Origin of the sequence: uncultured Sphingopyxis sp. (assembly GCF_900078365.1) — a bacterium.
In the GTDB taxonomy this organism is placed as follows: Bacteria; Pseudomonadota; Alphaproteobacteria; order Sphingomonadales; family Sphingomonadaceae; genus Sphingopyxis.
On the sequence record NZ_LT598653.1, the window covers coordinates 1,842,563 to 1,867,305 of the forward strand.

The window sequence follows — 24,743 nt, forward strand, 5'->3', positions numbered from 1 at the left end:
CTTCGTCCTGAGGCACCGGCGGGATCCCGGCCTTCGCCGGGATGACGATTCATATATGATGATCGGCTTTAGCGTGCGTGCGGCGCGGCGAAGATCGCGAAATTGCCGTTCGCGCTCGCGACGAGCCGGTCGTGCTGGAACAGCCGCGCGTCGATGTTCGCGACGCGCTTGCCCTTGTGCAGCACGCTTGCGTCGCAGATCAGCCGGCCCTCGCGCACGCCGACATGATAGTTGAACTTGATCTCCAGCGTCGCGCACCAGAAACCCTCGTCCAGCGTGCTGAACAGCGCGCCGCCCATCGCCGTGTCGGCGAGCGAATAGGCGACGCCGCCGTGCGCGACGCCCTGCGGATTGAAATGGCGCGCGGCCTCTATGTCGATCGCCATCGTGCAGCGCCCGTCGCCGCGCTCGACCATTTGCAGGCCGAGCGCGCGGGCGAATTCGAAGTCCTGCCCGAAGGGCCTCACCGGACGCGCTTAACGAACGCGGGGGCCGCCGAAGGGCGGGGGCGGGGGCGGGCGGCGCGTGCCGCGCGGCAGCTGCGCCTGATAGGCGCGGCCGCAATGCTCGACGCAATAGGGGAAGCCGGGGTTCACCGCTTCGCCGCAGAAATGGAAGTCGGGCTCGCCCGGATGCCCCATCGGCCAGCGGCAGATGCGGTCGTTGAGGTCGAGCAGGCTCGTCTTGTCGGCGATCTCGGGGCTCGGCTTCGCGGGCACCAGCCGGCGCGGCGGCGCGGGCGGGATCGGCGCCTGCTGGTCGCCGGGGCCCTGGCGGATGAAGCCGCCGGGGCCGATCGAGACGATGCGCGGCGCATCGGGCTTCGGCGCGGCCTCGACGCCGCCTTGCTCCGCCTGAACCGGAGGTTTGGGTTCGGGTTTGGGCGCCGCCGCCACGGGGCGCGGCGCAGCCGGGGCGGCGGGGCGCGGCGCGGCGGCAGGCGTCGCGGGTTTCGGTGCGGCGGCCTTGACCGGCCTTGCCGCCTTTTCGGTCGCCTTGACCGGCGAGGGGCGCGATTTCAGGCCGAGGCGGTGCGCCTTACCGATCACCGCATTGCGGCTGACCCCGCCGAGCTCGTCGGCGATCTGGCTGGCGGTCAGGCCCTTTTCCCACATGCTGCGCAGCTGTTCGATGCGCTCGTCAGTCCATGACATCCAAATATTCCTCATCATTCCAGACCGCGGGCCATATCGTCCGCATCGCGATCCTTTCGGATCGATGTCGCGGGCGGCAGCTTGCGGTAGGATCGGGGAGGCGATAGGCGAGAACGCCATGAACGACCAGCCCCAAATTTCGAACCCCGACTCAGCGAATATCCGCTCAGGTCCGGCTTTCGCCGAACCCGGCGTCCCGCACATCCACACGCTGAACGTGCCGGGCATGCAGGCGCTATATGTCAAGGAGGTGCGGCGCTTTTTCAAGGTCCAGTTGCAAACAATCTGGGCTCCCGCGATCACCACGCTTCTTTTTCTCGTCATTTTCACCGTCGCGCTCGGCGGCGCGGGGCGCACCGTCATCGGCGTGCCCTTCGCCGATTTCATCGCGCCCGGCCTGATCATGATGGCGATGCTCCAGAACAGCTTCGCCAATTCCAGCTTCTCGCTCCTCGTCGGCAAGATACAGGGGACGATCGTCGATTATCTGATGCCGCCGCTCGCGGTCGGCGAGTTGATCATCGCGCTGATCGGCGCCGCGGTCACCCGCGCGATCCTCGTCGGCCTCGCGCTCTGGCTCGCGATGCTCTTCTGGCCCGGCGTCCATGTCGGCGCCGATCATCCATGGGCCGTCGCTGTCTTCGGCATTCTCGGCGCGATGATGCTCGGCTTTCTCGGGCTCATCACGTCTGTGTGGGCCGAAAAGTTCGACCATGCCGCGGCGGTGACCAATTTCGTCGTGACGCCGCTCGCGCTGCTGTCGGGCACCTTCTATTCGGTCGACAAGCTCGCGCCCTGGTTCCAGACGATCGCGCACGGCAACCCCGTCTATTACGCGATCATGGGCTTTCGCTACGGCTTCATCGACACGGTCGATTCGACGATCGCCAATCCGGTGCCGACGGCGGCGCTGGTGCTGGTCGCGGTCAACATCCTGCTCGGCGTCATCACCTACCGCTTGCTCGCGTCGGGCTGGAAGCTGAAGGCCTGATCTTGTAAGTCCTCCCTGTTGCGCAGCAATGGGGAGGGGGACCGCTCGCGTAGCGAGTGGTGGAGGGGCCGTGTCACGAGCCCCTCCGTCAGCGCTTCGCGCTGCCACCTCCCCATGCCTGCGGCACAGGGAGGATCATTTTCCACTTAATGCCGGTGGATCGCGCGGACGCGGTAGCGGCCGTGATCGAGCCCGTCGAACATCGCCTCGATCTGCGGATGATCGATCGGCCCGCCGTCGCCGTCGGCGACCAGATTTTGCTGGCTGACATAGGCGATATAGGATGAATCGCCATTTTCGGCGAGCAGGTGGTAATAGGGTTGTTCCTTGGCGGGCCGGATTTCCTCAGGGATCGCCTCATACCATTCGTCGCTGTTCGCAAAGACGGGATCGATGTCGAACACGACGCCGCGAAAGTCGAACATGCGGTGACGCACGATGTCGCCCGGCGCAAAGCGCGCGCGGCCGATCAGCGGCGCCGTAACGGTCACGGGAGCTTCGGAAGAGGACTCGGGTGTCATATGGTCAATCTATGGCTGTTTACGCCTGTTTCAAGTCCGTTACATTCGCACCGGCCGCGGTTTGCCGAATCGGCTGTGACCGACGTTACAGATGCACTGGCTATCCGGGCTAAATGGCTCCTCTGGCTTGAGCATTTCCCATTCGGGTTGCGGGCCGCACCTTCAGGGGAGAAATATTATGGCTGACATACCACCCAATATCTCCGGCCCGGCATCGGGCATCGTCCAGCGCGCGAAGGATATCCTGCTCAAACCGAAGGAGACCTGGCCCGTAATCGCCGCCGAGCCCGCGACGACGCAATCGATCTATGTGCCCTATGTCGTGGTGCTCGCCGCGATCGGACCGATCGCGCAGTTCATCGGCGGGCAAGTCTTCGGCTTCACCGCCTTTGGCGTGACCTACCATCCGCCGATCGGCACCGCGCTGGGTTCGGCGCTTCTGACCTATGGCCTGACGCTCGCGACCATCTTCATCCTCGCGCTCGTTATCGACGGCCTCGCGCCCAATTTCGGCGGGCAGAAGGATCAGGTGCAGGCGCTCAAGGTCGCGGCCTATTCGGCGACGGCGGGCTGGGTCGGCGGCATTTTCGGGCTTGTCCCGGCGCTCGCCGCCATCGGCATCCTGTTCGCGCTTTACGGCCTCTATCTCCTCTATCTCGGCCTGCCGGTGCTGATGAAGGCGCCCGAGGACAAGGCGCTCGGTTACACCGTCGTCGTGGTCATCGTCTATATCGTGCTGTTCCTGATCGTCGGGGCGATCGTCGCCTCGCTGACCGCGCCGTCGCTGCTCAGCATCCGGGGGTGACCATTCCGGCCGTCCCGGCCGAGGCCGGGGCGGCTGTTCGCCTGGGTCGAGATCAGGGAAAAATGGAGGAGAGTGAGGATCCCGTTTGGACTATCTAACTATTTGTTATATTATACTAATTCTCTCACCAAAAAACTCTTGCCACACATCCTATTTCACGCATTTTCCTCTGTTGCGGAGAATTCTCAACTGCGGGCAGAGTGCATGCCTGTCTCACGACGACCGAATGACTGCTTTTTGTGTAACGCACCCGAGAGTTGCCGGTCTCTTTCCGTGAAGAGTTTCAGACGCCGGTAGGCGTCAGAAAGTCTGCGATGCCCGAACCGCGGGTTGCATAGGCTGATCTATGGGGAAAGCGGTTTTGAGCGGGACGATGGGTAACCGAGAGCTGTCCAAAAGCGGACGGATCTGAGAGCAGACCGTCTGGATGTAGGTTGCGAAAGCGGACGTCGAAAAGCGGACGGACCGATTTTACTGTTCCGGCGTCTGCTTTTGAGCCGGGCCAGCGCAAGCGGGTCCGCTTCCAGACGCGGGTCTGGCCTGGATGGTGTTGGCGATAGGCCGTGCCGGATCACGACGCTTGGCTCCCGGATGATGGCGACGGGAACGGCGGCGCGCGGGCGAGATAGCGACGTTCGAAGGTCTCGATGATGATCATGTTGCCGCCGCAGCACGGGCACGGGCGCCGAGCGTCGGGCTCGTCGGGCTGTTCGTCGACAGGCGGGGGTGCGACGCTGAGCAGGCGGCGGGCGCGTTCGAGATGATCCTTGCGGCGTGCGCTGGCGAGGAGGCCATAGTGGCGGATGCGGTGGAACCCGCGCGGCAGGGCGTGGAGGAGGAACCGGCGGATGAACTCGTCGGCGGCGAGTGTCATGACCTGCTGCCGTCCGGCGCCGGCCTTGCGGTAATCCTTGTAGCGGAAGGTGACCCCGGCCTCGTCGAACCGGAGGAGGCGGCTGTTCGATATGGCGACCCGGTGGGTGTATCGCGACAGATAGGCGAGCACCGCCTCGGGGCCCGCAAACGGCGGCTTGGCATAGACCACCCAGCGCTTCTTCCTGACGGGCGAGAGGTGGCGCAGGAATGCGCGTCGTTCGGCAAGCTGTGTCATGCCGCCGAAGAAGGTGAGCTGCCCACGGTCATGGAGGGCGCGTAGCCGGGTCAGGAACAGGCGGCGGAACAGGGCGCCCAGCACGCGGACCGACAAAAGGAAAGCGGGGCGGGCGGATATCCAGCGTGTTCCATCGCGGGAGATGCCGCCGCCCGGTACGATCATGTGGATGTGGGGATGATAGGTCAGCGCGGATCCCCATGTATGGAGTACGGCGGTGATGCCGATCCGGGCACCGAGATGCTTAGGATCAGCGGCGATCGTCAGCATCGTATCGGCCGCGGCCTTGAACAGCAGATCATAGACCAGCGCTTTGTTATGATAGGCGATGGCGGCGACCTCAGCAGGGAGTGTGAACACGACGTGGAAGTAGCCGACCGGGAGAAGGTCGGCCTCGCGCGCTTCGAGCCAGCTGCGCGCCGCGGCGCCTTGGCACCTTGGGCAGTGCCGGTTGCGGCAGCTGATATAGGCGATCTGCCAGTGGCCGCAGTCGGTACAGGCCTCCACGTGGCCGCCGAGCGCGGCGGTGCGGCAATGCTCGATCGCCGACATGATCTTGAGCTGATGCAGGCTGAGATGCCCGGCATGGGCCATGCGATAGGCAGGCCCCGCGGCACGGAAGATGTCGGCGACCTCGAGCGAGGCGCGCATCGGCCTCAGCCGTCGGGCGCCTCCTCGCTCGGTGATGCGAGCGCGAGCCTGTCGAGCGGACTGACGATCGACCGTACCGTCTTGGTCGCGACCTGCGTGTAGAAGGCGGTGGTGTTTAGCTTGGCATGGCCGAGCAGCGCCTGGATGACGCGGATATCGACACCGTCCTCAAGCAGGTGGGTGGCGAAGCTGTGGCGCAGGGTATGCGGTCCGACGCGCTTGTCGATGTCCGCCGCCTCCGCGGCTTCGACGACGACGCGGTAGAGCTGCCGCGTGCTGATCGGCGCCGCGGCGCTCTGTCCGGGGAACAGCCAGCCATCAGGCAGCAAGATGCCCTGCTGCCGTCCGGCGCGCCACCAGTCGCGCAGCAGCAGGAGCAAGCCTTGGGGCAGCATCGCGTTGCGGTAGCGTCCGCCTTTGCCGCGCTCGATCCGGAGCAGCATCCGCTTGCTGTCGACGTCGCTGACCTTGAGCGCCGCCACCTCCGCAACGCGCAAGCCGGCACCATAGGCGACCGACAGGGCTGCCTGGTGCTTGAGCGAGCGCGTGGCATCGAGCAGCCGCTTCACCTCGGCCATGGTCAACACGACCGGGATCTTGCGGGCCTGCTTGGTGCGGATCAGCTTACGCGCGAGATCGGGGCGGTCGAGTGTGTGCGTGAAGAAGAACCTGAGCGCGCCAACGATGCTGTTCATCGTTGGCGCCGGCACGCCCGCCTGGTGCTGTTCGAACTGGAACTGCCGGATGTCCTCTGTGCTCGCGGTGTGGGGCGAGCGACGCAGCCAGGTCGCGAACCGTCCGACGTCGCGAAGATAGTTACGCTGCGTCTCCTTGGAGAACCCGCGCAAGGCCATATCGTCGATCAGGCGCTGGCGCAGCGGGCTGATCGGGCCAATCTGGATAAGCTCGTTCATCGTTCGACTCCTCAGTTGAAGGAGTCGAAAGGGTCTGCCTGCTGCAGTCCGCGTTCAATCAGGCGCCGCGCTCGCTGGGCCGCTTTATATCGCCGCTAACACCAATCCGCGGAGCGGTTCGTGCAACGGCCATTAGCTGCAATACCGATTGTCGTCGATGAGCTCCTGGATGATGGTACCGAGAACCACCTCGGGTAGGTGTATTCGGCATAGTTCCACCCCGTTGTGTGCGGCTTGCCCGATCAGCTTCTTCGGGTCCTTCGGATAGGTTAGCGACTACGCCGGCGGACCCACGAGCATTGCCATGATTTCGTCGCCATGCTCTCCCAAGGTTGGTGCCGGGCGGGATATAGGCGGGCGGGGGCCATCGATCCGGATGACCGGCGCGGAGGTCCAGTGGCTACCGACATAGCGGCGCTCGATCCGGGTCCAGGCGCCTGTTTGGCCGAGATGCCTCTCAACCGGCAGATCTTCCGCCCGGTTGATCGGTGCTGCCGGAACTCCCGAGGCTTGGAGTGCGTCGGCCGCCTCCGCTGCCGTCATCGATTTCACAGACGCATGGAGGGCGGCCTCGATCGCATCGCCGTGCAGATTCCGGTCCGCGATGCTGGTCCAGGCCGTCGCCCATTCCGGTTTGCCCAGCCACCGGGCGAGGGCGGTCCATTGAGCACTGTCCCGAACGACGGTCGCCACATAACCGTCGCTCGCAGCGACGACGCATCGCGGCGCATGGAGGGCCGAGCGACTGCCGAGGCGCTGCGGGGCGCCCTCTGTTTGGGTGCGAATGATGGCGTCGGCGCCGAGCTGGAACAGGCATTCGACCTGTCCGAGGTCAAACCAGGTGCCGCCAAGCTCGGCCCTTCCGTGGAGGCCGGCAAGCGCGGCGATGGCACCATAGATGCCCGCGACCGGATCTCCGAGCGCAGTGTGCTGCAGCACGGGCGGCCAATGGGCTTCGCCGTTGACATGGGGCATGCCGGAGGCGTGCTCGACGGTGGAGCCATAGGCGCGGAAGAAGCTCCAGGGACCGGAGGCCCCGAACGCGCCCATCGATACCATGACAAGACCGGAGCGAAGATCGAGCAGATGGCCGGGGTCAAGCCCGAGCTTTTTCATCACCCCGGGTGCATAATTTTCGATCACGATGTCCGACCGGCGCACCAGCGTCTCGGCAAGCGTGCGGCCGCGTTTGTCGGTAAGGTCGAGGCAGATGCCCCTCTTGTTACGGTTCATGACGAGAAATGCGGGCATCATTTCATATTTTGGCGGGTCGGATGCCCCCGGTGGTTCCCAGCCGCGCCACCAGTCATAATGGGTGTCCGACTCCACCTTGATGATGTCGGCGCCGAGATCGGCAAGCAGCCGCGTACACATCGGCCCCGCCCAGCCCATCGAGAAGTCGGCAACGCACACACCATCGAGCGGCGCAGCGGGAGGGCTTTCCGGTGGCTGTTCGGCTAGGGACTGCCCGTCGGTAAAAATGCGGAACGGTAGCAGCGGTGCGATAACGCCTTCGGCGTCGGGCAGGGGAGCGAAGCTTCCGCGCTCGCGCCAATGCGGCGTCGCCAGGAGCTCTCGGTGGTCCGGCACTGGAGCGAGCGGGACGCGGCGGCGCTGGCCCTCCATCAGCCAGTGATCGGTGGTTTCACGGGGCAGGATTGCGGCGAGCGCGGCATCAAGGGCTTCGGCGTTTTCGACGCGCGCGAGAGATGTCGCGAAGCGGGGATCGTTCGCCCAGTCGGGATGTCCAACCATATCGGCGAGTGCTGCCCATTGGGCGGGCGTGAGCGCGGTAACTCCGATCCAGCCGTCGCGCGTGGGATAGACGGTGGTAGGGTGGTTCGTCGCGAAGCGATTGATACCGGTCCGGCCGGGCGAAGCGGCACCCGCTTCGGCAAGGGGCGGCGAGGGTTCGGTGAAGCACATGGCGGCTTCGAAAATGTTGACGTCGACGCGCCTTGTCTCGCCGCCTCGCTTGCGCGACCAGAGCCCGGCGAGAGCCCCCACGACGAGGGTCGCGCCGGCGGTGATTTGCGGAGCGAAGCCCTGCGGTAGCATCGGCGGTCCATCGGAGGGGCCGAAGGAGGCGGCGATGCCGATCAATGCTTGGACCAAGGCGTCGTCGCCCTGCCAATCGCGATAGGGCCCGTCGTGGCCGAACCAGGTGATGCCGAGGCGAAGCGCGTCGAAGCTATGCTCAGCCAGGAGCCTGTCGACCGTCTCGACGGCCGTCGGCGACTGGCCAACAAGAACCACGCGATGCGAGGGCCGGAACTCCGCCAGCCGTCCGAGCCCCTCCTCGAACGTCCCGATGAACGACTTGCCTTGGTCAAGCCAGAGGTCCACGGCATCAGCTTGGCGGGGTGCTGCGCTGCCGATGCGCCATATCTGTGCGCCAAGGACGGACAAGGCCCGGGCGGAGTAACGGGCGGCGACGTCGTCCGACATTTCGAGAACCGCGATTCCGGCAAGCGGCCCGGCTTCGGCGCGGGTGTACAATTTCATCGATTGGCCTCTCCATCACCATGTCTCCTCCGCGTCCGAGGGCATGGATTGTATGCGATGATAACGCGTTACCAATGAGAGGCAAGGTTCATGTGCATTCGCGGGTGCGATGCGCCGAGTGGTTCGTCGAGAATCGAGCAGAGATGGCGACGTCAAAGAAAACTATTCCTATATAACAGTATCTTGAATTCTATTTAATGCTTTGAGACGTGCGCTGTCGAAAGCCTGTTGACACTGGCTCCGGTTCGACGATAACCATTGGTATCGCGTTACCAAGGTGCGATTTGCGGACTTGCGAGGCCGCTGGGTTCCCTGGGGCGGGTAATAATATAATCAGCAGCGACCTGCCATCGGGGAGGGCTGTGACATGAAGAGGAGAGGGCATGTTCAAGAGGCTCTTGTTGTCGTCCGCGGTACTGCCGCTGACGTTGTTTCACGTCGCCCCTGCCGCGGCCCAGGAAGCCGCCCCGCCCGAAAGCGCCGACGAAGGGGTAAGCCATCAGGGCTTCACCGATATCATCGTCACGGCGCGCCGCGTGGAGGAAAATCTGCAGCGTGTCCCGACCTCGGTCACCGCGGTAAGCGGAGATATGTTGCGCACGGAAAGCGTGATTGCTGTCAAGGACCTGCCGAAGCTTGCGCCGTCGCTCAGCGTCGTTTCCTATTTCAACGACATGAACGCCCGCTTCTCGGTGCGCGGCCTGTCGGCAGGGGTCACGACCTATTTTGCCGAGGCTCCCTGCTGCGGCGGCATCGCCAGCGCACCCTTTCTCGATATCGCCTCAGTTCAGGTGCTGAACGGTCCGCAAGGCACATTGTTCGGACGGTCGAGCGCGGCTGGCGCTGTCCTGATCACCCCGCAAAAGCCTGAATTCAATGAATGGGGCGGCTTGGTCGACATGACCGTGGGCACTTACGGCCGGGCTCAGTTCACAGGTGTGGTGAACATTCCGGTGATCGACGATCGTCTTGCCATTCGGCTTGCCGCAAACGCCAATCGCGTGGGCGGTTACACCAAGCAGTTCGGGACGAGCAAACGTCTCGATGATGTCAACAACCAGCAGTACCGCCTTGGCGTGGCGTTCAAGTCGGGGGGACTGGAGAACACGCTTTTCGCTTCCTATGAAAATATCGATCAGTCTGCCACCGGTTCGATCCTGGCCGGTTACAAACCGACCCATCCCAATCTGACTCCCGCGTTTCTCGCCGTGCTCGAGGCGGAAACGGCGCGTTTGGAGCAGGGCGGAAAGAAGGCTGCACGCATCACCGCTCCGACCTACGACGGGCAGGCGCAGCTGACGCAGATGAAGCATGCCAGCGTCGTTAACAATACCCAGATCGAGGCGATCGATACTGGTTCGACGCGGATCAGCCTCAAGAACATCTTTTCGTTCGACTCTTTCACATCGAACAGTGCCGGCTCCTATGATGGTGTCGGCGGCATTCTGCAGGAAGGCGGCTTCGCCTCCGCGAACTACAGCAACTTCGGTTCGAACAACCAGGTGGGAACGATGCTGAGGGCCAAGCTCGGCCCCGCGCTCCATACCTACACCAACGAGCTTCAACTGCACGCCGAACTGTGGGACGGTCTGCTGAAAGCCAATGTGGGCGGCTTCTATCAGCATCAGCGGGCGCCCCGGAACATGGAAGGCACCTCGAACGTCTACAAGCTCTACAGCAATCCAAACGGCTATGTGAATGCCGTGGGCTTCATCAAACGATCGGTGGCGAAGGAAAAGGCAGTCTTCGGTCAGGCCACGCTCGATCTGTCGCATGCCGGCATCGAGGGGCTCAGCCTCACCGGCGGATATCGTTACAGCTGGTCCGATTCCGAACTGACGACGATCGCCCCGGTCCGCAACCCGGTCACCGGCAACTTCGAGCCTGGTACGCTGGAGACCAACTCGGCGACGAAGAGCAAGGGCTATAACTATACGCTGTCGATCCAGCAGCAGTTCACGCCCGACATCATGGCCTATGCCTCGGCGACGCGGGCCTATGTGCCCGGCGGTGTGAATGCGATCAGTCCGCCTCCCGGCTCCAATCTGCCAGGCTACAAGCCCGTTTATGATGCCGCCACGGTGAACACCCAGGAAATCGGTCTCAAGACCCAATTCTATCTTGGCGACGTGGCGGTCCGGTTGAATACGGCGGCCTATAACACCGATTACAAGAATATCGCCCAGACATTGCTCGGCCTCGTCGATGGTGTATCCTATCGTTACCTCGCCAATATCGCCGCAATCCAGCTACGCGGCGTCGAAGTGGCAGGCACGGTGGCATTCGATCCGAGCTTCAGCGTCAACTTCGGCTATTCCTACAACCATGCGAAATACAAGACGTGGACGGGCGTCGATCCGTACAATGCCGCACGTCCCGGCGATGCGGTTTGTGTGCCCGAATCTCCCGCCGGCGTCTGTTTCCTCGATCTCAGCAACAACCCGTTACCCTACATGCCGAAGCATTCGGGCAATGTGACATTCCAGTACACGGCGCCGCTCGGTTCCGACGTTGGCGAACTCGGGCTGTCGGCGTCGCTCTTCACGCAGAGCCGGGTTTACTATGTCGCGGCCGCGGCGCGGGATCTCCAGCTCTATCCGGAAGGCCTCGATGCCATTTCGCAGGCCCCCTACAGCACGGTCAATCTGCGGGCGGAATTGCGCGACGTGGCCGGATCGGGCTGGAACGGGGCGGTCTTCGTGAACAATGTGACCGACAAGCTCTATGCCACCGGCAAGGTCGCACAACTTCACACGCTCGGTTTCGCGGCTGCAAATTATGCTCCGCCGCGCATGTTCGGGCTTCAGGTCTGGAAGAAATTCTAGGACGCTAACGCCAGGGAGGCCCAAACATGGCAACGCAAACGATCCGCCACGGAGTGGACAATCTCTCGCCGGAATTGAGCGCGCGGTTCGAAGAACTGGATTTATGGGACAATGCGCGCGACCTGGTGGAGGACGGCTACACGATCATCCAGGATCCGGCCGCCCACGCGATTACCGACGAGTTGCGTGAAGCGATCCTGCGGCTGTCGCAGACGTCCGAAGGTGAAAACAGGGGTCGGCGTGCGGGGCTTCTGCTCGGCCGCGATCCGGTATTTGCAAAGGCGGTCACCGTTCCCCGCCTGCTGGCGCTGGCGGAATTTCTTGTCGGGCGCGGCATGCTGCTGAGCCAACTGCTGGGGACGATCCGGGGGCCGGGCGGCAGGAACCTCGGGCTACACGCGGACAATAGCTGGTTCCCCGAGCCGTTTCCGGCTTGGGAAATCATGTGCACCGCATGCTGGGTCACCGACGAGTTTACCGAAGAGCATGGGGCGACGATGATCATCCCCGGGACGCATAAGCAAAAGCGCCACCCCCCGCGGGACGTCCGCGAGTCTCTGGAAGGCGCGCGGGCGATTGTCGCACCGAAAGGATCCATCTGCCTGTGGGACGGATCGGTCTGGCACGGAAATTACGCCCGCAAAACGCCGGGTGAACGGGTTGTTCTTCATACCACTTACACGCGGCTCGGGATGCAGCCGATCGACGATTACAGCCATCTCGGCGACACATGGCTGGAGCAGAATGCCTCCGAATTTCGCGGCCTTTTAGGCCGCGACCTTTTCTTTCATTCGACTACCGAAACCAGCGGGCAGACGGATCAGGACAGATTGCGCCATACCTACAGGATGGTTCACGGTCCTCAGGGATATTGACCGGCAACGCCGCAGAGGAGACGAAATGAGCGATATCTGGACGGGAAGCGCAGTTCCATCGGCGGACGCTTGCGTGACGGGACCGCTGCTGGAACGCTATGCGCGCGAAACGCCCGACAAGGTCTTCGCTCTCTTCGAGGACGGAAGCAGTTGGACCTACGAGCAAACGCTGGCGATCGTTCAGAAAATGGCCGGCGGTCTACGCGCGCTTGGCGTCGCGCAGGGCGACTATGTCAATGTGTGGCTACCGAATGGCCGGGAAGCGGTTGCGGTCTGGCTGGCGATCAACTGGCTCGGGGCGATCTATGTTCCGATCAATCTGGCGTACCGCGGAAATATTCTCGAACATGTGGTAGCGAACGGACAGGCGCGGCTGATGATCGCCCAGTCGGAACTTGCCGAACGGCTGCGGACAATCGACCGTGCATGTCTGACCGACATCGTCACGCTCGGCGATGCGCCCGAAGCGATGGGCGATATACGCTTCCACAAGTGGGAAAGCCTCGACGGGCCGAAGGTCGCGGATCCGGCAAAGGTCATGCCATGGGATGTGCAGATGGTAATCTACACGTCCGGCACGACCGGTCCGTCGAAGGGCGTGCTTGTCACCTATTGTCACAGCTATACGTCGATCAACGCGGCGTTCGGCTATGTCGGTCCTGACGATCGCTATCTCGTCGCCTTGCCTCTTTTCCATATCTCGGGGACCGGGGGCGTGCTTCTCGCGCTCTACAGCGGCGCGTCGTTCGCGCTTATCACGCAATTTTCGACCTCGAATTTCTGGCGCGTCGTGCGCGAGACGGGGACCACCTGTCTGGTCCTGTTGGGCGTGATGGCGGCGTTTCTTGCCAAGGAAGCGCCGCGCGACGATGATCGCGATCACCCGTTGCGATCTGTCATGATGGTCCCTTACACCGAGGACGCCGCTGTCTTCGAAAGCCGCTTCGGCTGTGAGGTGCGGACCTGCTTCAATATGACCGAGATATCGACCCCGCTGGTGGCCGAACCGGGCGGAAATCTTCCGGTATCCAGCTGCGGCACGGTACGCGCCGGGGTCGAGGCGCGGCTCGTCGACGCCAATGACGTCGATGTCGCCGATGGCGAGATCGGCGAACTCATCCTGCGATGCGACCGTCCGTGGTCGATGACGATTGGCTATCTGAACAACCCTGAAGCCACCGCGACGGCGTGGCGCAACGGCTGGTTCCATACGGGCGATGCTTTCCGGCGAGACGAAGGAGGCAATTATTTCTTCGTCGACCGGATCAAGGATGCGATCCGCCGCCGCGGCGAGAATATCTCGTCCTTTGAGGTCGAGAGCGACGTCTGCTCACACACGTCGATCCGTGAGGCAGCCGCGATCGGCGTTCCAAGTCCGTTTGGCGAGGAGGAAGTGATGGTCGTCGTAGCCCCCGCGCCGGGCGAGAAGATCGATCCGAAAAAGCTCATCGAATTTCTGGAGCCGCGCATGGCCGGCTTCATGTTGCCGCGCTACATTCGCACGATGGACGATCTGCCCAAGACGCCGACGCAGAAGGTGCAAAAGCATCTGCTACGCGCGGAAGGAATCACGACAGACACGTTCGACCGGCTCGGCTGATCGTCCGGCGGCGGAGGAGGGGCGACGGCGCTACTCTCTCTGCATCACCAGCTATCGATGAACGGACGCTTTTTCTTGCCCGTCCGTACAGGCGCGGGAATGCTTTCGAGACCCGCGACGATGTGAGCCCGCGTTTCGGCGGGATCGATCACTTCGTCGAAGTCGAACCCCATCGCGGTGCTGATCGCTTTGCCATTTTCATAGGATTCGGCGACGCGTTGTTCGTACCAGCGCTGCCGCTCGTCGAGATCGGCGATTGCCTCCATTTCCTTGCGATAGCCCAGCTTGACTGCGCCCTCCAGCCCCATGCCGCCGAATTCGCCGGTGGGCCAGGACAAGGTAAAGAAGGGGGCCTGACTATGGCCGCCGACCATCGCCATCACGCCAAGGCCATAGCCTTTGCGCAGGACGACCGAGAAAAGCGGAACCGTCAGGTTGGGGCCGGTCACGAACATGCGGCAGCAATGCCGGATCAGCCCCGACTTTTCGGCTTCCGGACCCACCATATTGCCCGGCGTGTCCGCCAGAACGACGATCGGGATGTCGAACGCGTCGCACAATTGCATGAAGCGCGAACATTTGTCCGCAGCATCGGCATCGACCGCGCCGCCGAGATAGGCCGAATTGTTCGCGATGATTCCGATCGGACGACCCTCGATCCGGGCCAGTGCGGTAATCGCGGCGCGGCCGAATGTCTCGCGAAGCTCCAGCACCGAACCGGTGTCGCATAATGTCTCGATGATCCGGCAGATATCATAGGCACGCAGACGATTTTCAGGCACCATGCTGCGCAGAAGCCGCTGGTCGGCGGCATCCCACGAGGGCAGTCGTCCCTGAAAATAGGAGAGATATTTCTGTGCGATGCGCACGGCGTCGGCTTCGTCCTCCGCCAGGATGTCGATGACGCCGCCCGCCGCCTGTACCTCGGCCGGCCCGACTTCCTCCGGCGTGTAGACGCCGAGGCCGCCGCCTTCGATCAGAGCCGGGCCGCCGACGCCCATCGTCGTGTCCTTCGTCGCTATCACGACGTCGCAGCATCCGAGCAGTACGGCGGCGCCCGCGAAGCAGCGACCATTTGCGATCGCGATCTGGGGCACGAGCGCGCTCAGGCGGCCCTGCAACGCAAAGGCGCGCGTATTGAATATGCCGCCGCCCGCGGGCCGGTCGGTATCACCGGGGCGGCCGCCGCCGCTTTCGGCAAACAGGATGACCGGCAGGCGCCAACGCTCGGCCAGTTCCAGCATCCGGTCCGTTTTTTCGTGGTTCTTCAGGCCCTGTGTGCCGGCATAAACGGTATAATCATAGGACATGACGACGCAGCGCGACGCATCGGCGCCAAATATGTCGCCGTTCACGCGCCCGATCCCGGTGACCATGCCGTCGGCCGGAGTCGTGCGAATGAGATGGTCGACGGGATGACGCAACCGCTGGCCCGCGATGACGAGCGAGCCATATTCGATGAAGCTGCCTTCATCGACGATATCGTCGACATTCTCCCGCGCCGTGCGATATCCGCGGGCACGCCGGCGGGCGACGGCATCGGGACGCGCGGTATCGAGCGTGAGCGCACGGCGCGCGTGCAATTCGGCGAGATCGGGGCGAATATGGTCGGGATCGATGTCGGCGGCGGATTCGATCGCCGAAAGACCAACATCGGCTTCCTCGAAGAACAGGATGGGACTGCCCTCCGATACCACGGCGCCGATCTCGTTCGGCAACAGCCGCACATAGCCCGCCGCCGGCGCTGTGATGACATGTTCGAGTTTCATTGCCTCCATGACCGCGACAGGCTGTCCTGCCGCGACCGCCTCGTTCGCCGCTGCCGGCAATGCTATGAGCGAGCCGGTCATCGGTGCCGCGATCGCGACCGTACCGGCGGGCACGTCCACTATATGGTCCGGTGATGGCGCGTCGCTTGCGGCGTCGGACGAAGGGTCGGGCTTCAACTGGTCTGCATGATCGAGAAGTGCTCCGAGATGGCGCTCGATGAAAAACGTATCGAACGCGCCGGCCGCAATTTCGGGATGCTGCAACAATGCGCGGAGAAACGAGAGGTTGGTTTCGATGCCCTCGATCGCAAACTCGCCGAGGGTGCGGTCAGCCAGACGAACGGCGTTCGCGAGACCGCCGGTCGGCGCGGTCGTGATCACCTTGGCAAGCAGGCTGTCGAAGCGGGGATTGGGTTGATATCCCCGCTCTCCGCAGTCGTCGACGCGCACACCCGGACCCGCCGGTATTTCGTAGCGGCCTATGCGACCGCCCGACGGTCGGGGCATCCCGTCGGCAGCGATTGCTTCCGCGTTCACGCGCGCCTGAATGGCTACGCCGCGCGGGGCGGGAATTCGGTCCTGTCGCAGTTCGAGGTTGCGGAGCGACATTCCATTTGCCAGCTCCAATTGGATGTCGACAAGGTCGAGCCCGGTAACCGCCTCCGTCACCGTATGTTCGACCTGTAGCCGGGCATTCGCTTCGATGAAGTAAAAGCTGCCGTTATCGAGGTCGACGAGAAACTCTACCGTCCCGACCCCACGATAATTCACGGCCCTGCCGATAGCGACGGCGGCGTCGAACAGTTTTTCACGCAGCGCCGTATCCAGCCCGGGTGCGGGAGCGATTTCGACGATCTTTTGCCGCTGGCGTTGCAGGCTGCATTCGCGGTCCCACAGATGGACGACATCGCCCGTGCCGTCGCCGATGATCTGTACCTCGACATGGCGCGCCCGGCCGACGAGCTTTTCGCAATAGACAGCGTCGGATCCAAACCCGGCGAGCGCCTCTGAGCTGCAGCGCTGGTGCGTGTCGGCGACCGCCGCGCGATCGGTGACCGGGCGCATTCCGCGACCGCCGCCGCCCGCGACCGCCTTGATCATCATCGCCCCGTGACGGTCGAAAAAGGCGAGGGCTTCTTCGACACCGACCGGGCCATCGCTGCCGGGCGGAACGGGAATGTCTGCCGCCAAGGCAATCGCGCGCGCGTGGGCTTTGTCGCCGAGCGCTGCAAGTGTCACCGCTGCGGGGCCGACAAAGACCAGACCGGCCTCCTCGCACCGCTGAGCGAACTCTGCGGACTCGCTCAGAAATCCGTATCCGGGGTGGACCGCGTCGCAGCCTGCGTCGCGTGCGACTTCGACGATCGCATCGATGTCAAGATAGGCGGCGGGGCCACTTCCGGGAAGCGCGAGCGCTTCGTCGGTCCGCCGGCTGTGCAATGCGTTGCGGTCGTCGGCCGAATAGATGCCGATGGACCTGATACCGCGGCCTGCGGCGGCGCGAGCGATGCGGACGGCAATCTCGCCGCGATTGGCTATCAACAGCTTTTTCATGATCTAGACTGCTGTTTCTTTCGCGATGCTGTCGTGTAGCTCGCGTAAAACCGCCATGATTGGCTCCGGTGCCTTGTGGCTTCCGACGCGGATCGTCATTCGGCCTGCGGCAATCATCGCGCGCCGGTGATCATTGGCCGCTTTCAGCATCTGCTCCGTCGCGCCGTCATAGATCAACATTGCACCGGGCAAAGCGGCCGTCTGCTCCGCAACCAGCGCGAAATCCGCGTCGGGGTCGGGGGCGTCGCCGAAACGAACTTTTCCGCCTTCGATCCTCGCTGCCCAGAAACTGGTCCCGCCATCGGGCGGCACGGAAGTGAAGGTTTCGGACAGAGAAAAATGATGGCCGGCCAGACGGTCGCTGTTCTCGGTCACCAATCGCGCGAGCAGTTCCTTAATGCGTTCGATCCACTGCGGGCCGGCAAAAATCATCGTCATTCTTTCGATTCCAGTTCGTGCAGGATACGTGCATGCTTGTCGCGATCGAGGTCGTAGAACCACATGATCGACATCGCGATCACGGTGAAAACGAGCATCATGGGACCATACAGCAGCGCCAGATGGACGGCGGTCTCGTGCGGTACTTCGTCGACTGCGACGCCTTGCGGGAAGCGGATCAGGTCGAGTGCTACCCCGGCGAGCGCGCCGCCGATCCCCAGCGACGCCTTTCGCGTGAACGCGCTGACGCCGAAGAGAAAACCTTCGCTCCGGCTTTTGAAACGCAACTCGTAGGCGTCGGCGATGTCGGCAAGCATTGCGCCTGCAATCACCATGGCCGGGCCGCCTGCCAGCGACGCAAAAAATGCCGCGGCAGCGAGCAGCGCGGTCAGCATCTCTGCGCTTTCGGGAGGCGTCAGGACGCCCGCTTCGCGAAGGGCGATCGGGGCGACATTCAACGCGACCGACAATATCACCGACGCAATATAGGCTGTGCGTTTGTCTAACCGGTCGGCCAACGCGCGAGCAAAGACGGATCCGAGCATGAAGCCGAATGCCGCGCCGAGGAACACCCATTGGATACCCCATGTGGGCAGTTTCCAGTAGAAGGTGTTGACATGCACCGCCAGGGCTGCCTGCACGCCGCCAAGGACATAGGAAATCAGGATCGCGACGAAAAAGATCGCAAAGGTCCGCAGCCGGAACGCGTTGAAGAGATTGCTGAGCATCGGTTCGTGGAACTGGCCGCGGCCCTGCGATTGCATCCGGGAATAATATTGCAGCGCGCGCTTTTGGGTCGTCGCGGCGGACGCCAGGATCGCAACCAGCGCGATCACGCCGCATGTCAGCGCGAGCGGCGGATAGGCGCCTTCGTTCAACTGGCCCTGCGGATATTCGGGGGTTGTGTGAAAGAATATGCTGAAAGCAATCGCAATCACGAGCAGGCGCCCTGCAAAAGCAAAGATGTTTCTGTAGCCGGAAACCGAAATCCGCTCTTTGAAGTCGGTCGAGAGTTCGGCGCCGAGAGCCATATGGGGGATGAAATAGAAAGACTGCATCAGCCGGCAGAAGGCCGTGAAGCCGAGGAGCCAGAAAAATATTCCCCATTGGCCCAAGCCTGCGGGCGGATCGAAGAGCATGTAAAGGCCGAAGGCGAGCGGGAGGGGAGCGAGATAGAGATAGGGATGCCGACGGCCAAAGCGCGTCGCCGTCCGGTCGGACAATTGGCCGATTAACGGGTCCGAGATGCCGTCGAACAGCAATGCGATCAGCAGCGCGAGTCCGACCAGCGAGCCTTGCAGTCCGATGACCTGAACATAATAGAAAAAGAGAAATGTCTCGAGCGTCGCGGTTTTTACGCCCTCGGCCATTTCGCCGAGGCCATATCCCAATTTGGTTCCGATCGAGAGATGGTCGGTGCTTCTGCCCTCGCGAGCGGCTTCGCCGATAGGAGGAGAGGGCGTACAGGCTACGACCGGGGGAGCTCCCGGAACTGCTTCCCTCATCCTTCTCTCCATTTCTCACAGCGCATCGCTGCGCTCGCGAATCTGTTTGGTAATGCGTTACCAGCGACATGCCATCGGGGGGCGAGCTAGTCAATGTCATGGGTTGCAGGCGGCGAGGCACGCGATATAGCGGCGATGTTATGGCGGATGTCGAAGACGTGACGGGCCCGGGCGGCCATATGTCGGACAAGCGAGCGGCGACCTTGCTGCAGGCCGCGCAGGCTATTGTCCGCGAGACAGGGAATTTCGATCTGCCGATGCGGACATTGGCTGCGCGCGCACAGGTCAGCCTGCGCACGCCCTATGAGGTTTTCGGATCGAAGAACGGGATCATCCGCGCGCTGCTGAAATCGGAACAGGAAGAGTTCCGGGAGATCGTCAGAAATTACCGGTCCATCGATCGGCTCGAGATGTTCTTCGACCGAACATTGCTCGGCATGGAGTTCTATGCTCGCGAACAGCCCTTTTATCGCGCGCTTTTCCGAGCGACGCAGGCATTTTCGGGCGGCGACGAGACCGAACCTGCGCGTGAGATGCTGCCCATCTATACCAATATGGTCCGCCGCGCGATCGAAGAGGGCTTCCTGCGCAACGATCTGGACATCACGAATATCGCCGAAATCCTCACAGACCTGTTTGCGGCGAACCTGCGCAACTGGGCGTCCAGCGATTTCGATATCTGGCTTGCCGGGCAGAAAATATGTTTCGGATTTTCGCTTGCGCTTGCCGGCGTCGCCACGCCGCAATGGGTCGACCGGCTGCACCTGAACGCCCGGGCTTACGACAAAGCGATTCAGGATTATCCCGGCGGAGCGGCGCTTCCGGTCAGGTAATCCCGCGCTTCTGCCAGAATTCCGATCCGTGAACCTGGTCATATGTCTTGCGCAGCAACTCGCGGTCGTTTTGTTTGAACGTCGGGCTGCGTCCGAGGAAGATTTCCCGACCCAGCAAGCGGGGTAGTTCGGGGTCCTTGCCGGCGAACCAATCCTCGCCCAGATGATCGTAATTCTCGATCGGCTGCATGCCGATCCGCGTATATGTCATGTGCAAAACGACGCGCTCGCCGGGGATCTGGCGCGGATAGTTGCCGTGCCATACCGATCCGTCCCACAGGCAGATCGCGCCCTTGGATGCGACGATCGGTCGCGCACCTTCCGGTTCCGCGCGTTCTTCGGGCGACGGATGACGCTTCAGCTTGTGCGAACCCGGAACGACAAGCGTCGCGCCCGATTCCTCAGTGAATTCGTCGGTGACCAGGCAGGCCGTGCACATGATCTCCCATTCGGGGAAGGGGGCGGGAAACCAGCTATTGTCCGCGTGGAGACCGAGAGAACCTTTTCCCGCGCGCCGCCGCGAGCCGGACAATTGCGAGAAGAGTGCGCCTTTGCCCAGCAGATACTCGACCAGTGTCAAAAGCTTTGGTGTCGATATGGCGTCGGCAAAGATCGGATCCTCACCCAATATCGTGAAACGCGTCGGGGCTTTTTCCTCATCGCCTGCCGCCACGGTGCGAATGATGGCCTCGCGGACCTCATCGACAATCCGGTCAGTGCGCGCGTCGTGGAATATGGTGTATCCCCATTGGTCCAGCTCGGCGACATTCTCTTCAAGCCCTTGTTCGACAATGCGGTCGTGCAGCTTCTGCATGGCATTTGGTCTCCTCTCCTGATGCAAGGTAACGTGTTACCGAAGAGGTGCAAGATATATTCTTTAATAGCGCAAAGCGCGTCGCTTACTTCCTGTCGATCCATCCATGCCGACCTCCAAACAGCCAGCAGCTTGAATCACAATCTATCCCCAATGGGAATCCTGAATGTAAACACTTCCCAGGGCCGCCGGCGCGTCCGTCAATCGACGTTGAGACGATTGAACCAATGCGATGAAACACTTGGCCTAACGGCATCGGCCCAACCCGTGCCATTTCCGCCCCGTTTGGGCCGCGCGTCCACCTGACGCGCGGAGAGGGGAAAACTCATGACGATCCTGTTGTTCGATTTCGCCGAGCCGACCGCCGACGCGCAGGCGTCCGCCCGGTGTGCGCGCGCCGGGCTGCTGCTTAACTGCGCCGCGGCGACGCTGGCTATCGGCTTAGCCGGCGCGCCGATAGCGCCCGCGGCCGCCATGCAGACCGGCACCCCGGGCGCCCAGCTTTGCGAAGGCGGCTATTTCGTCTTCGACGGCGTCTGCCCCACGACGCCGACGCCGACGCCGCCGCTTTCGCCGGCGGACTTCACCAGCGAGGCCGCCGACTGCCGGAACCTGTTCTTGACGCCGCTGGCACCGGCGCCAACCCCGACCCCGACCCCGACCCCCATTCCGCCGCCATCGGGCGGGGGCGGCCCGGGCCATGTGCTCGAATCGGTCGGCCCTCCGATGCCGTTCGACGCGGCCATCTCGTCGGTGGACGATTCGTTGGCTTGCGGGACCGGCGCGAGCACTGGCGTCGCGCTGCGCGCCACCGCGATCGGAACCTCCAGCACCGTGACCGGCGACGACGGCACGGCGGTGGGCGCGAACAGTAGCGCCGGCCAGCTCGCCACCGCCATCGGCGCGCACGCCGCGGCTGCCGATTATGCGACGGCGATCGGCAGCGAGGCCAGCGCGGACAGCGGCGGCACCGCGGTCGGTAGGCTGGCGCAAACCGGCGTCGGCGGCACCGCGATCGGCAACCAGAGCAAAGCGACGGGCGCCACCAGCACCGCGATCGGCACCGTCGCCGTGGCGAGCGCAGACAATAGCGTGGCGATCGGCGCCGGTTCCATTGCGGACCAGGCGGATACCGTGTCGGTAGGGAAAGCGGACGCCAGGCGGCGGATCACCAACGTCGCCGACGGTACGAGCACCACCGATGCGGTCAATCTCGGCCAACTCGACGCGGCGATCGCCGCGGTGCCGATCGCCAGCAACAATACCGGCGGCCTCGCGGCGCCGGTCGCCACCGGCCCCAACAGCCTGGCCGTTGGCAATGGCGCCGAGGCAAGCGGCGACCTGAGCGCCGCGATAGGCAATGGCAGCTACGCCTCGGTCGCCAACAGCACTGCGATCGGTACCAGCGCGGTCGCCTCGGGCCAAAGCAGCACAGCGACCGGGATGGCCAGCAACGCCTGGGGCGACTACAGCACCGCAACCGGCGCCAAGAGCTACGCCACGGGTGCGTATAGCGCGGCAATCGGAGAGAACAGCGTTGCTTCAGGCTACGGCAGCACGGCAACCGGCGCCAGTGCGGCTGCCGGAGGCACGCTCGCCAACGGCTTCACCAACCAAGGCACTACTGCGGTCGGTGCTGGCGCTCAGGCAGGCATGGTCGCCGCCGGACAGACCAACGCCACCGCCATCGGCTATGGCGCACATGCCAATGCCGCCAGCGCCTCCGCCTTCGGCCAGGGCGCGCGCGCCTCCGCCACGAACGCGGTGGCGCTGGGGCGGGGATCGGTCGCTGATCAGGCGGATACCGTGTCGGTGGGGAAAGCGGACGCCAGGCGGCGGATCGTCAATCTTGCCGACGGCGTCGTCGGGGCAGGATCGAGCGATGCGGTGACCGGAGGTCAGCTGTTCGCCGCCAATAATCGGATCGCGCTGGCGTTCGGCGGAGGCGCCGGGGTGGAAGCAAGCGGATTGCTGACGCCGCCGAGCTACGTCGTCCAGGGAGGAAACCACGACAACGTCGGCGGCGCGCTCGGCGCGCTCGATAGCCAGGTGACGATCAACACCGGCGGCATCGCCACGCTCCAGAATCAGATCGCGGGAGGCTCGATCGGTCTCGTCCAGCAGGATCCGGCGAGCCGCGCCGTCAGCGTCGCCGCGGCGACCGACGGCGCTACGGTCGATTTCGGCGGAACCGCTGGCGCGCGGGTGCTGACCGGCGTGGCGGCGGGCAATGTCACTGCGGGCTCGACCGACGCGGTCACCGGATCGCAGCTCTATGCGACCGATCAGAATGCCGCGGCGGCGCGGACGAGCGCGGACGCCGCCCATCGCACGGCAAACACCGCGCTGGCCAATGCCGCGAGGGCGCTAAGGACTGCCGAGACGGCGATCGCTAACGCCGTCGACGCTCGCGCCGCTGCCGACCATGCCCAACGGAGCGCCAACGATGCGCAGGCCGCGGCGAACAAGGCGCTCGCGTCGGGCGTGGCGGCCAGCGAGACCGCCAACAAGGCGCTGGCGAATGCCACCACCGCGCAGCGCGCCGCCGACGTCGCGCGGCAGAAAGCCGATACCGCGCAGCACACCGCCGATCTGGCCGTCGGCAATGCCGCGACCGCGCACAAGATCGCCGACACGGCGCTCGCCAACGCCGCGACCGCGCAGCAGACCGCCGATCTCGCGCTCGCCAACGGGAAGTATTTTCGCGCCAATATGACCGGCGACGGGCCGCAAGCGACCGGAACCAACTCGATGGCGATGGGCGCGGGCAGCACGGCGAGCGGCGACCGGTCGGTGGCGATGGGTTATGGCGCCGTCGCCAAGGACGGCGCGGCGGTCTCGATCGGCGCGGGCAATGTCGCCTCGGGCGACGGCGCGGTGGCGATCGGCGATCCCAACACCGCAACCGGCCTCGGGGCGGTGGCGATCGGCAACACCAACACCGCGACCGGCGACGGCGCAGTGGCGATCGGCAACCACAATGTCGCCGCCGGCAACGGCGCACTGGCGTTCGGCGATGGTGCAAATGCGCAAGCAGACGGCAGCGTCGCGATCGGCCGCGGCGCTATCGCCACCCGCGCCGATGAGGTCGCGCTCGGCTCGGCCGCTTCGACCTACACCCTCGCCGGCATCGCCTCCGACACCAGCCGCGCCGCGCAATCAGGCGCGACCGGCTTCGTCACCGCCGACGGCGCCGGCCGTCTCGCGGTCACCGATTTTGGTCCCGCCGACATCGCCGCGCTCGACCGGACGATGCGGATCGACCGCCGGGATGCGCGCGAGGGCATCGCCGCCGCGGCCGCGCTCGGCTACGCGCCGATGCCTTCGGAGCCAGGACGGACCAGCTATGTGTTGAACGGCACATTGTTCCGCGACCAGCAGGCGATCGGCGGCTCGATCGCGCACCGTTTCTATACCGAAGCGTCCCTCGCGATCACTGCCGGCTTCGCTTATGGCGGCCATTCGAACAACCTGCTCCGGATCGGCGTCGCGGGAGAGTTCTGAGGAGATGGCGTCGGCGCGCAACCACGATCACGCGATTTGCCTGGGCCAAGCGCAGCCGGTGCGATAAACAAGAGCAACTTTCTTGCTCCGCAGACCTCCAAGCTGCCAGACAGAAATCGGCCAGATTGGGCTACTGAATATTCGGCCCGCTACGCTGGCGCCCGAAGCTCCAGCTTATGCCGCCGTCGCGCATGATGCCCGACAGCGGCATCAACCACCTTGCCGCAGATCGCCGCGCCTCAGCGATACAGCTCGACTCGTCCCCCGTTGATTCCGGTCGACCACAGACCGGCGATGGCGCCTCGGTCACATCGCTGAAGCTGCGGACATATTCCGTGATCCCGCCAAACGCTGGGCGCGCATACGGGGGATAT

At 63.9% G+C, this 24,743-nt stretch carries 17 protein-coding genes; 7 read left to right on the forward strand and 10 right to left on the reverse strand.

What is annotated here, in order from left to right:
- Positions 1–68: 68 nt before the first annotated feature.
- Both QZL87_RS08435 and QZL87_RS08440 read right to left on the reverse strand, forming a co-directional pair.
- Positions 69–467 (reverse strand): PaaI family thioesterase, encoded by a 399-nt coding sequence (locus QZL87_RS08435; protein WP_295326308.1) that lies wholly within the window; start codon positions 465–467, stop codon positions 69–71.
- A gap of 9 nt (positions 468–476) precedes the next feature.
- Positions 477–1,154 (reverse strand): GcrA family cell cycle regulator, encoded by a 678-nt coding sequence (locus tag QZL87_RS08440; RefSeq protein WP_295326310.1) that lies wholly within the window; start codon positions 1,152–1,154, stop codon positions 477–479.
- Between the two features lie 118 nt (positions 1,155–1,272).
- Between QZL87_RS08440 and QZL87_RS08445 the strand changes: the two genes are divergently transcribed.
- Complete coding sequence (locus QZL87_RS08445) at positions 1,273–2,145, forward strand: ABC transporter permease (protein ID WP_295326313.1); 873 nt, start codon at positions 1,273–1,275, stop codon at positions 2,143–2,145.
- Between the two features lie 146 nt (positions 2,146–2,291).
- Here the strand turns inward: QZL87_RS08445 and hspQ are convergent, their stop codons facing one another.
- Positions 2,292–2,666 carry a heat shock protein HspQ gene (gene hspQ, locus QZL87_RS08450; RefSeq protein WP_295326315.1) on the reverse strand — a complete coding sequence of 125 codons (375 nt, stop codon included), beginning with the start codon at positions 2,664–2,666 and terminating at the stop codon, positions 2,292–2,294.
- A gap of 178 nt (positions 2,667–2,844) precedes the next feature.
- Here hspQ and QZL87_RS08455 point away from each other — a divergent pair, with 178 nt between their 5' ends.
- Positions 2,845–3,471, forward strand: coding sequence for a Yip1 family protein (locus QZL87_RS08455; RefSeq protein ID WP_295326317.1), 627 nt, complete (start codon positions 2,845–2,847; stop codon positions 3,469–3,471).
- Positions 3,472–4,042: 571 nt separating this feature from the next.
- On the opposite strand, the gene QZL87_RS08460 is transcribed toward QZL87_RS08455, so the two are convergent.
- The 3 genes from QZL87_RS08460 to QZL87_RS08470 all read right to left on the reverse strand — a co-directional run bounded on the left by QZL87_RS08460 (position 4,043) and on the right by QZL87_RS08470 (position 8,652).
- Positions 4,043–5,233, reverse strand: a complete 1,191-nt coding sequence (locus QZL87_RS08460; RefSeq protein WP_295326320.1) for an IS91 family transposase — start codon at positions 5,231–5,233, stop codon at positions 4,043–4,045.
- Between the two features lie 5 nt (positions 5,234–5,238).
- The gene (locus QZL87_RS08465; RefSeq protein WP_295326323.1) at positions 5,239–6,147 is read right to left on the reverse strand and encodes a tyrosine-type recombinase/integrase; all 909 of its coding nucleotides are present in this window, start codon (positions 6,145–6,147) and stop codon (positions 5,239–5,241) included.
- 276 nt (positions 6,148–6,423) lie between these two features.
- The gene (locus tag QZL87_RS08470) at positions 6,424–8,652 is read right to left on the reverse strand and encodes a CoA transferase (RefSeq protein WP_295326325.1); all 2,229 of its coding nucleotides are present in this window, start codon (positions 8,650–8,652) and stop codon (positions 6,424–6,426) included.
- Positions 8,653–9,035: 383 nt separating this feature from the next.
- On the opposite strand from QZL87_RS08470, the gene QZL87_RS08475 reads away from it, so the two are divergent.
- From QZL87_RS08475 to QZL87_RS08485, 3 genes are read left to right on the forward strand one after another with little or no spacing between them, the layout of a single operon-like run.
- Entirely contained in the window at positions 9,036–11,477 is a 2,442-nt protein-coding gene (locus QZL87_RS08475) for a TonB-dependent receptor (RefSeq protein ID WP_295326327.1), read from the forward strand.
- Between the two features lie 26 nt (positions 11,478–11,503).
- Entirely contained in the window at positions 11,504–12,352 is an 849-nt protein-coding gene (locus QZL87_RS08480; protein ID WP_295326329.1) for a phytanoyl-CoA dioxygenase family protein, read from the forward strand.
- Between the two features lie 25 nt (positions 12,353–12,377).
- Complete coding sequence (locus QZL87_RS08485) at positions 12,378–13,952, forward strand: AMP-binding protein (RefSeq protein WP_295326331.1); 1,575 nt, start codon at positions 12,378–12,380, stop codon at positions 13,950–13,952.
- Between the two features lie 44 nt (positions 13,953–13,996).
- Here the strand turns inward: QZL87_RS08485 and QZL87_RS08490 are convergent, their stop codons facing one another.
- From QZL87_RS08490 to QZL87_RS08500, 3 genes are read right to left on the reverse strand one after another with little or no spacing between them, the layout of a single operon-like run.
- Complete coding sequence (locus QZL87_RS08490; RefSeq protein ID WP_295326334.1) at positions 13,997–17,275, reverse strand: carboxyl transferase domain-containing protein; 3,279 nt, start codon at positions 17,273–17,275, stop codon at positions 13,997–13,999.
- 3 nt (positions 17,276–17,278) lie between these two features.
- The gene (locus tag QZL87_RS08495) at positions 17,279–17,713 is read right to left on the reverse strand and encodes a hypothetical protein (protein ID WP_295326336.1); all 435 of its coding nucleotides are present in this window, start codon (positions 17,711–17,713) and stop codon (positions 17,279–17,281) included.
- Positions 17,710–19,230 (reverse strand): MFS transporter, encoded by a 1,521-nt coding sequence (locus tag QZL87_RS08500; protein WP_362989179.1) that lies wholly within the window; start codon positions 19,228–19,230, stop codon positions 17,710–17,712. Before QZL87_RS08500 ends, QZL87_RS08495 begins: the two co-directional genes overlap by 4 nt.
- A gap of 191 nt (positions 19,231–19,421) precedes the next feature.
- On the opposite strand from QZL87_RS08500, the gene QZL87_RS08505 reads away from it, so the two are divergent.
- Entirely contained in the window at positions 19,422–20,051 is a 630-nt protein-coding gene (locus tag QZL87_RS08505) for a hypothetical protein (protein ID WP_295326340.1), read from the forward strand.
- Here the strand turns inward: QZL87_RS08505 and QZL87_RS08510 are convergent.
- Entirely contained in the window at positions 20,044–20,865 is an 822-nt protein-coding gene (locus tag QZL87_RS08510) for a phytanoyl-CoA dioxygenase family protein (RefSeq protein WP_295326342.1), read from the reverse strand. The genes QZL87_RS08505 and QZL87_RS08510 overlap by 8 nt on opposite strands.
- A 327-nt stretch (positions 20,866–21,192) precedes the next feature.
- Here QZL87_RS08510 and QZL87_RS08515 point away from each other — a divergent pair, with 327 nt between their 5' ends.
- Entirely contained in the window at positions 21,193–24,369 is a 3,177-nt protein-coding gene (locus QZL87_RS08515) for a hypothetical protein (protein ID WP_295326345.1), read from the forward strand.
- The last annotated feature ends 374 nt before the right edge of the window (positions 24,370–24,743 follow it).

Bases quoted from the DNA above. Each gene is read 5' to 3' on its own strand.
- QZL87_RS08440 (WP_295326310.1), bottom strand. From the start codon at position 1,154: ATGTCATGGACTGACGAGCGCATCGAACAGCTGCGCAGCATGTGGGAA.
- QZL87_RS08445 (WP_295326313.1), top strand. From the start codon at position 1,273: ATGAACGACCAGCCCCAAATTTCGAACCCCGACTCAGCGAATATCCGC.
- hspQ (WP_295326315.1), bottom strand. From the start codon at position 2,666: ATGACACCCGAGTCCTCTTCCGAAGCTCCCGTGACCGTTACGGCGCCG.
- QZL87_RS08455 (WP_295326317.1), top strand. From the start codon at position 2,845: ATGGCTGACATACCACCCAATATCTCCGGCCCGGCATCGGGCATCGTC.
- QZL87_RS08460 (WP_295326320.1), bottom strand. From the start codon at position 5,233: ATGCGCGCCTCGCTCGAGGTCGCCGACATCTTCCGTGCCGCGGGGCCT.
- QZL87_RS08465 (WP_295326323.1), bottom strand. From the start codon at position 6,147: ATGAACGAGCTTATCCAGATTGGCCCGATCAGCCCGCTGCGCCAGCGC.
- QZL87_RS08470 (WP_295326325.1), bottom strand. From the start codon at position 8,652: ATGAAATTGTACACCCGCGCCGAAGCCGGGCCGCTTGCCGGAATCGCG.
- QZL87_RS08475 (WP_295326327.1), top strand. From the start codon at position 9,036: ATGTTCAAGAGGCTCTTGTTGTCGTCCGCGGTACTGCCGCTGACGTTG.
- QZL87_RS08480 (WP_295326329.1), top strand. From the start codon at position 11,504: ATGGCAACGCAAACGATCCGCCACGGAGTGGACAATCTCTCGCCGGAA.
- QZL87_RS08485 (WP_295326331.1), top strand. From the start codon at position 12,378: ATGAGCGATATCTGGACGGGAAGCGCAGTTCCATCGGCGGACGCTTGC.
- QZL87_RS08490 (WP_295326334.1), bottom strand. From the start codon at position 17,275: ATGAAAAAGCTGTTGATAGCCAATCGCGGCGAGATTGCCGTCCGCATC.
- QZL87_RS08495 (WP_295326336.1), bottom strand. From the start codon at position 17,713: ATGACGATGATTTTTGCCGGCCCGCAGTGGATCGAACGCATTAAGGAA.
- QZL87_RS08500 (WP_362989179.1), bottom strand. From the start codon at position 19,230: ATGGAGAGAAGGATGAGGGAAGCAGTTCCGGGAGCTCCCCCGGTCGTA.
- QZL87_RS08510 (WP_295326342.1), bottom strand. From the start codon at position 20,865: ATGCAGAAGCTGCACGACCGCATTGTCGAACAAGGGCTTGAAGAGAAT.
- QZL87_RS08515 (WP_295326345.1), top strand. From the start codon at position 21,193: ATGACGATCCTGTTGTTCGATTTCGCCGAGCCGACCGCCGACGCGCAG.